The organism is Mailhella massiliensis (assembly GCF_020741395.1).
Taxonomy (GTDB): domain Bacteria; phylum Desulfobacterota; class Desulfovibrionia; order Desulfovibrionales; family Desulfovibrionaceae; genus Mailhella; species Mailhella massiliensis_A.
Genome location: NZ_DYZA01000005.1, coordinates 1 through 8,305, shown reverse-complemented (window position 1 = coordinate 8,305; position 8,305 = coordinate 1). Strand labels below are relative to the sequence as shown.

Below are 8,305 nucleotides of genomic sequence, written 5' to 3'. Positions count from 1 at the left end.
AGAGGAGAGGGAGCAAGAAGAATGGAATCGCCGTGGTACATCCCCCTGCTCATCGTGGGCTTCACCACGGTGCAGGGCCTTTTGAACTTCGGGGGCGCGTACCTCAACGCATGGGTGGGCGGCAAGCTCACCATGGGCGTGAAGGCCAGGCTCTATGAGAAGCTCGTGGAAATCGAGCCTTCCTTCTTCGATAAGACCACCTCCGGCGAGGTGCTTTTCCGCTTCAATTCCGATGCGGAACTGGCCTGCTCAGGCCTTCTGGGCAACCTGAAAAGCTTTCTCACCAGAATCTTTTCCTCCATTGCCCTCATCGGCGTGCTTTTCTACAATTCCTGGCAGCTTTCCATTCTGGCTATCGTCATCCTTGTGGTGGCCGTGGCCCCGCTCACCAAGGTGAAAAAGCTGCTCAATACCCTGGTTACGCGCAACAACACCTGCATGTTCCAGGTGAACACCACCTACAACGAAACTTTTTCCGGCAACCGTACCATCGCCGCCTACAACCTCCAGGAGAGGCAGAAGAGCCGCTTCAACAGCCTTTTGAACGACGTCTTCACCCTCACCGTGGCCATGACGCGCCGCACCGCGTGGATTACGCCGTTCATGCATTTCGTCATTTCCATAGGCCTCGGCCTCGCCATAGCACTGGGCAGCTGGCTCATCGTCCAGGGCACCATTTCCGCCGGCAACTTCGTTTCCTTCATCACCGCGCTGCTCATGCTCTATACGCCCCTCAAGAACATCACCAACGTGGCCGTTTCCGTGCAGCAGTCCTTCCTGGCCATAGAGCGCGTGTTCTCCCTTCTGGAGCGGCCTTCCTCCCTTCTGGAAAAGGAAGAGACCACGCCCCTGCCCGAAGTGAAGCAGGGCGTCGCTTTCGAGCATGTGAGCTTCGGCTACAGCAAGAATGTGGAAGTGCTGCACGATATCAACCTCGAGGTGCGCGTGGGCGAAATGCTGGCCCTTGTCGGCAATTCCGGCGGCGGTAAGAGCACCCTGGTCAGCCTCCTGCCCCGATTCTACGACGTGACGAAGGGCAGCATCAAGGTGGACGGCGTGGACGTGCGCAACTTCGCCCTCAAGGATCTGCGCCAGCATATTGCCATGGTCTTTCAGGACAACTTCCTTTTCGACGGCACCATCAAGGAAAACATACTCCTCGGCAACCCCTCCGCCACGGATGAGGATATCAGGAAGGCCCTGGAATGTGCCTGCCTCAGCGAATTCATCGCCTCTCTCGACAAGGGCGTGGAAACGTATATCGGCGAAAGAGGCATACTCCTTTCCGGCGGCCAGAAGCAGCGCGTGGCCATTGCCCGCGCCTTCCTCAAGAATTCCCCCATCGTCATCCTCGACGAGGCCACCTCCGCCCTCGACAACAAGTCCGAGGAAATCGTGCAGCGCGCCATTGATAACCTCATGAAGGATAAGACGGTGTTCGTCATAGCCCACCGCCTCTCCACCGTGAAGAACGCCAACCGTATTGCCGTCATCAACGAAGGCAACCTTGTGGAACTCGGCAGCCATGAAGAGCTCATGGCCATACCCAACGGCCAGTACCGCACTCTCTACAATATGCAGTTCAAGGCCCCTGCACACCGTGCCGAAGAGGAAAAGCCTGCCGCCGAAGTGGCCTGAGCTTCTTCCGACATGCTTTCGGGCGGCGCGGCCGGATGGCTTCGCCGCCCTTTTGGTATCTGGAAAGGCAAACGGGGCGCCGCCCCGCACCCCGCCGGGGGCGGTGACCTCCCCCGGGCCCCCGCATCGGGCAGGGCGTGGCCCCGAGGGCCGGCCGGGGCTATCCTTCGTATCACGGATGTTTCGGAACGCTTCCGAGAGTGGGAAAGGCTCCTTTTTGTCGCTTGTGGCTGGAAAGGGCGGGAAAGCTCCGCCTTACCGCCTTCTGCCGCAGAGTCCGTGTGAGCGTGTCCTTGAGGACCCGCTCACGCAGGCCGCCTGTTTTCCGGCATGCGCCGGAAAACAGGGGCAAAGGAAGGATGATAAAGATGTTTGGGGAGAAATGACGTCCCCTGCATGGTTCCGCCTTCGTTTGCCGTGGGCAAAAATTCGTGCGGCGCCTTCTTCTGCCTTCATGGGCAAAAGGCGAATGTTTTTCAGAGATGAGGGGGCGCGTTTTGCGGAGGATAGCCTTCTTTCAACGCTCTGGGGGCCCGGGGCTTTCGAGCGCCCGGGCCGCAAGGGAATTCATTTCCGCCGTCCGCGCGCAGCCGCCCCGGCAAGCCCCGCGCCCGTACAGTGTGCCCGGGCCGCAAGGCACGCCGGCGAAGAGGACGCAAGGGATTGGATGCATCGGGGGAAATTTCCGTTTCCGCCCGGGGTGTTATCCGAGGATTTTTCCATGGCAGCATGAACAGGGAGCAGAGAACCGTGAATTCAGAAAAAATTTACCCCCGCACCGGGGACAGGCAGACCGTCTATCTGAAAAACGTCATCACCGGGCCGGGCATAGAGGTGGGCGCCTATACCATATATAACGATTTCGTGCACGACCCGAGGGACTTTGAGCGCAACAACGTGCTGTATCATTACCCCGTCAATCACGACAGGCTCATTATAGGCCGTTTCTGCTCCATCGCCTGCGGTGCGAAGTTCCTTTTCAACAGCGCCAATCACACCCTCTCTTCCCTTTCCACCTATCCTTTTCCCATTTTTTATGAGGAATGGGGGCTGGAAGGAACGAATGTCGCCGAAGCATGGGACAATAAGGGCGATATCCGCGTAGGCAACGACGTATGGATAGGGTATGAAGCCGTTATCCTTGCGGGCGTGACTATAGGCGACGGGGCGATCATCGGCGCGCGTGCGCTGGTGACGAAGGATGTTCCTCCCTATACCGTAGTGGGCGGTGTGCCCGCACGGATGCTGCGCAGGCGCTTTTCCGACGCGGTCGTCGGGCGTCTTCAGTCGCTGCAATGGTGGGACTGGCCCGAAGAGCGCATCGCGGCAAACCTTGCGGCCATACGCTCAGGCAATGTGGAAAGGCTGAGCCCTGCCGCAACCGGCGCCCGGCCGCCGAAAAAGGGCACGCCTCCGCATCAGCCGGAGGAGCATGCAAAGAGGACGGGCAGCCCCGTTCCTTTGCCTGTAAGGAAATGACGCCTCCGCAATGGGGGGGGAGGAAGGCGGGGCAAGAGCTTTCGCCTGCGGAACATGACGCATCTTCAGGCCCGGTGGGGCAGTTCTCTGCCGAAACGCAAGGCCTTCGCGCCTGCGGTGTGGAAGGGGAAAGGCCGGGGCCGGTCGTGCTGAAGGGAGGGATGGGGAAAAGAGGGTATGAGGGGAGCGAAGGCTCTTTTCTCGCCATAGGCCTTCTTCTGCCTTGAAGCAGACCCGGCTTCATGCCGCGTTTCCCGGCAAAGAACATCCCTCTTTTCAAGGTTCCGGGGGCCCGGCCGCTCTTGGGGCGGAGGGGGCCGGAGTGAAACGCCCGGGCTTCCGCACAGGCCCCGCGCCGTGCATGCGTGATTTTTTGCAGCCCCGGCAAGGCCCGCACAGGCCCCGCACCGTGCAGCGCATCCGGGGCGGGCCTTTCGCCCCTGCGGTGTGAAGGGGAAGGGCCGGGATTCGCCCGGTGAAAGTGCGGGTATGCTCCGCCGGGATCCCCTCAGCGGCTTCTGCGGTTGTTCTCCCACTGGGAATAGAAGTTTTTCTTGGCAAGGTACATGTTCCTGTCCGCCTCGTTGATCTGCTCGTCGATGCCGCAGGAGGAAGCGCGCCAGGACACGCCCGTGGAGACGCTCAGATGGTCTTTCTGCATGGCCTCCATGACTTCCTGCACCTTCCCATGGAAGGCTTTTTCCTGCGATTCGTGGTCGATGACGATGAATTCGTCCCCGCCGATGCGGTAGGCCTTCTGGTCGAACACCCGGCGGAGATGCTGCGCCGTGCGGTAGATAAGCTCGTCCCCGGCATGGTGGCCCAGGGTGTCGTTGGTCTTTTTCAGGCCGTTCAGGTCGAAATAGGCCACGCCGAGCCGCTCGCCGCAGTCTTCCCGCAGGGCGTCGCACACCTGGTTGAATTTGTTTCTGTTGTAGAGCCCGGTGGAGAGGTCTTCAAAATGCATCTGGATGATGGAGGCGTTCTGCTCCTCGATCTTTTTCTTCTGCGCCTCTATCTGCTCCTGAAAATACTTGCGCGATTCCAGCGACATTTTTTCAGGAAAACCGATATCGCTTTCCACCATCTCCGTGTACGGGTTGGAAAGGTGTATGTGGCAGCAGCGGGGCCCCTGTTCCGTCCAGCGGAAGACGGTAGTCACGCGCTGATGCACGCGCAGATACATGTCGGAAGAAGGGGAGGTGGAAATCCACAACATTCCCGTGCAGACATAGACGTTTTCCGAGACGCTGATCACATCGTAGTGTTCGTTGGAGATCTCGCAGGGAGGCACCTTGCCTTTGAAGGTATGCAGCGTCGCCGCCACATTTTCCGTGCCGACGATATACTCGTGTTCGGCCGCGCCGAACCACAGAAAGACCTCGTCCATGTATTCGACGAAGGCTTCCGCGTGATTGTCGCAGTAGTGCCTGTGCAGGAAAAAACTTGTTAATTCCTTGATTTTATTTTTTCTTTTTTCTTCTGTAAATGCGCGTTCCATAGTGAACCCTGAGGGTTGTCGGTTCTCTCAGCGATTCCGCTGTCCTGTATGATGTTTTATGTCCTGACGGGCAGCATCACGAGCGCTCTTCGGGCCTGCGATGTTTTCCGGCGCCGGGGCGTCTCCGCAAGGGAAGCAAGGAAAGCTCCATAATGTGTGCCCCGGGCACTTTTCCCGAAACACAGGGAAGACATGGAAGGTGTTTGGGGATAGGATATAAGGCCTTTCTGTTTCGTGCAAGAAAGAATGTCCACGGGAAGTGCGGCATGTTTTCGCCAGGCAGGGGAGCGCGCAGAACATGCCCGCGTGCGGAATGGCGCCTTTCCCCCGGCAGGGAGAAATCAGCGTGAAGGGCGGTGTCGGAAGGCATGGGAAATGCGGCATGGCCGAAGGCACGGAGAGTGCGGAGGCCTGCCGGGAAAAACACAAAAGGCGGCGGCGCCTGCGCAGGCCTGCGTCGTCGTTGCCGTGGAATATGCGTCCTTTCCGTATCATGGTCTCCCGCAGGAAAGCGTTAAAAAAGTATACTTTTTGGAACGTCACAGCGGAGAAGGAACGCGCTTTCTCCGAAGCCGTCCCCTGCCGGAACACGCGAGCCCCGCCGGAGAACGGGCCGCAGAAAAGAAGCCCGACGCCGCTTCCTCCGCAGGAAAGGCTCTCCCGCCGCCCCCGGCTGAGCCCCGCCCCATGCCTGAGCTTTCTCACCTTCCGAAGGGCAGTTCCCCTTTTTCCTTGCGGCGCTTCGCCGTGCCCATGCAGCAGCCTGCGGGCATCCGTGTTTTGGGGCCGCCCGTCCCCTTCCTGCAAAGGAAGGCGCGCATGATATTTTTCTGCCTTTTCCGGCACAGAAAACGGAAGAGGAGACGGCCACGGAAGGTTTTTCAGGGGATCTTGCGCCCTTGCCAGACGAAAAAGAAACGTAACAACGCGGTGACGCCGTGTTTTCTTTCGCTGAATTACTGCCGGTCAAACATTGCTATTCCCCATCGGAGCGGATAAAGTCGGAATGTCACCTTTCCCTGTCACCACCCTCGTCTCTATTTTAGAATATTTTTCTGTTCAAGTAAAGCAGAATTATAGGGTGGAACTTAAAAATTAGTCCAAATTTTTTCCGTCCATGCCTCGGCAGGGAGCAGCACTCTACCCCGGCAGCGAGGGAAAAGTTTTGGAGCGTGGACTGTTTACCCTATGAGTACGCTTGGAGAACGTATAAAATTAGCGCGCGGCACCGATTCGCAGGAGGCTTTTTCCCGAATTCTCGGCATCGGCAAGGGATCGCTGGGCGTTTACGAGCGGAATGAAAATCTGCCCAATACTGATGTCATACTAAAAATCTGTTCAAAAACCGGCGTCAGGCTGGAATGGCTGCTCACGGGGGCCGGGCCCATGTGCCCGCAGGAGTCATGCACGCCGGGCATGGAAGAGGCACGGGGGCAGGCGGGGCCTGCGGAAGCCCCGGAGCGGCCGGGCGCCGCCGCAGAGAAGTGCCCCTATTGCGCCAGGCTGGAAAACCGGCTGGAAATCAGGCTGGACAGGCTGGAAGAGGAGCGCCGCGAGCTTTCTTCGGAAAATCGCCGCCTGTGGAAGGAAAACGCCGAGCTGTGCGAGCGCTGCGCCCACTACGAGGAGAGGAAAAGGCAGAGGGTCATGCCTCTTACAGGGGGAAAAGCGGGCTGCGTATCCCGGTGAAGCCGGGCGGGGGAATCCCTCCTGAGGCGGGCTCCTTGGCTGCGGCCTGCGTCCGCCTGCGGGAGCATGCCGGGCCCCTTGCCTGAGGCGCAGGACGCCGTCGGGCACGGGAGGGGCCTTCCCCTGCGCCTGAGGCGCGGGAGCCGGGCGTATGCCGGGATCCCGGGAGGCTGCGTTCCCCGGAAGGGCAGGGAGGGCCCGCCGCCTTGCCCGTGCCCTTTCCGGCGCGGCATGGCCCCGCGAGCGGGGCTTCTTCTGCGGTGCTGCCGCCGAGGAGCGGTGTCGCCTTTTTTCCGGGCCTCCGGGCGCATGCGGAACATCATGGAAAACAGCGCCCGAGGAGGGCAGGGGGCTTTGTCCGGCCCCTCTTTCTGGAGGAGCCCTTTGCATCGCGCGGGGGCCTCTTTTCATCAGCCATGTCCCTCAGCCGGTCGCGCCGCGCGGGAGGGATACCCCTCCTGCGGGGGCACGCTTTCCCCGCCGCCTTCAAAGCCCCCTGCCTGCGGGGAGGCCGGGATTTGCGTCGTGAAGACCGGAGAGCCCGGGGGGGGAGGCGCGGGGCTGCATGCCCGGCCGTGGCGTTCCCTTCTTCCCCGTAGCGGGCTCCTGTGCAAAGCCCCTTCTTCCCTGTGGCGGGGCCCTGCCCGGGAAGGGAAGCGCCGCCCCGGCCGAAGTTTTCCGGGCATGGGAAAGCTCCGCCTTTTCCACACTGTGGTGGACGGCCGGGACGTTTTTTCTAGGTGCGGGCGTTTTCTTCCGTATGCTGAAAAAAAGCGGCTGCGGGCCGCGAAGGACGGCATGCCGCGCGTGATGCCGCGCGCGGGGGACTGCAAGGGCAGCCGGAGGAGGCGCTGTGGACATGAGTGAAGAACGTGTGATCGTACCCGGGGTGAAGAAGATCAGCCATGCGGAACTTCAGGCTTTTCTGGAGGAGCGCTGCCGTGAGCCAGGTTTGACGAACTGCGACCGGGACGAACTCAGCGAGGCTGCGGCCTGTTCCGTTGTCGTGGCCTCGCGCGGGAGTGCCTGCGGAGAAAAGTGCCTGCTCCGGGCGAAGGAGGAGGCGCTTTTACCCCTCTCCGGTGTGTTTTCCGCCTGCGAGGTCGCGTATGTGATAACGGTGATCCGGGTGTCTGAGGAGAACTTGACCATGAGCGATTTTTCCGACGTCATGAACGGTGTGGAAACAAAGGTGCGCGCCATGGCGGCCGGAGACAACGGTATTCGGCGATTCCTGCATCTTCTCTCCGTTACGGGCGAGGGGGATACGGCCATGGTCGACATTATCCTCACGGGCGAATCCGCCGTCTGAGCGCCCCCGCGCGCGTTCCCGTCCTGCGGCTTTTTTACGGCGGGCAGCCCTGTGCCGGGCCCCTCATGTCCCTTTTTCCCGTGCCGGGGAAGCGTTGCCCCGGCGCAGGGGAGAAGGGCACGTCCGGCGACGTGTCGTTGATAAGCTGCCAGTACGGACGAGGGGGATGCGGCCATGGTCGACATTATCCTCACGGGCGAATCCGCCGCCTGAGCGCCCCCGCGCGCGTTCCCGTCCTGCGGCTTTTTTACGGCGGGCTGCCCTGTGCCGGGCCCCTCATGTCCCTTTTTCCCGTGCCGGGGGGGAGCGTTGCCCCGGCGCAGGGGAGAAGGGCACGTCCGGCGACGTGTCGTTGATAAGCTGCCAGCGCCGCCCCAGCGCAGGGGATAAAGGAGCGGGAAACGCCGCGCGGGGAAGTGCGCGGGCGGGGCTTTTCCTGCCGGGCGCGGGCCGCGCGCAAAAAAAGCGCCTCCCTTTTCGGGAAGCGCTTTCTTGCGTTGTTTGTGGACAGGCAATAAGCCCTTACAGGCTGGAAAACCGCCCGGTTTAAGGGGATGCTTGAACGCGATTATCGAATTTTTCTATATATCGTGAAGTGTTATTATTCCCACAGGATTATTCTTGTCATTTATGACAAAGAGACATGAAATCTTTTTTTCTTCCATAATGCCACGCGCCTTGGCTGT

The 8,305-nt window shown here is 60.5% G+C and carries 6 protein-coding genes; 4 read left to right on the top strand and 2 right to left on the bottom strand.

Translation table 11 applies throughout. The features are described 5' to 3' along the window. Positions 1-1,638, top strand: a 1,638-nt coding sequence (locus K8W16_RS00260; protein WP_304120143.1) for an ABC transporter ATP-binding protein, incomplete at its 5' end; no start/stop codon positions are given. A 750-nt stretch (positions 1,639-2,388) separates the two neighbouring features. After that, positions 2,389-3,117, top strand: a complete 729-nt coding sequence (locus tag K8W16_RS00255) for a CatB-related O-acetyltransferase (RefSeq protein ID WP_304120142.1) — start codon at positions 2,389-2,391, stop codon at positions 3,115-3,117. A 508-nt stretch (positions 3,118-3,625) separates the two neighbouring features. Here K8W16_RS00255 and K8W16_RS00250 read toward each other — a convergent pair. After that, complete coding sequence (locus tag K8W16_RS00250) at positions 3,626-4,618, bottom strand: GGDEF domain-containing protein (protein WP_304120141.1); 993 nt, start codon at positions 4,616-4,618, stop codon at positions 3,626-3,628. A gap of 1,188 nt (positions 4,619-5,806) precedes the next feature. Between K8W16_RS00250 and K8W16_RS00245 the strand changes: the two genes are divergently transcribed. Both K8W16_RS00245 and K8W16_RS00240 read left to right on the top strand, forming a co-directional pair. Next, entirely contained in the window at positions 5,807-6,307 is a 501-nt protein-coding gene (locus K8W16_RS00245; protein ID WP_304120139.1) for a helix-turn-helix domain-containing protein, read from the top strand. 859 nt (positions 6,308-7,166) lie between these two features. Next, positions 7,167-7,619: a hypothetical protein gene (locus K8W16_RS00240; protein ID WP_304120138.1), complete on the top strand. Its 453-nt coding sequence runs from the start codon at positions 7,167-7,169 to the stop codon at positions 7,617-7,619. A gap of 581 nt (positions 7,620-8,200) precedes the next feature. On the opposite strand, the gene K8W16_RS12340 is transcribed toward K8W16_RS00240, so the two are convergent. Then, complete coding sequence (locus K8W16_RS12340; protein WP_369694444.1) at positions 8,201-8,287, bottom strand: CBS domain-containing protein; 87 nt, start codon at positions 8,285-8,287, stop codon at positions 8,201-8,203. Positions 8,288-8,305 lie beyond the last annotated feature (18 nt).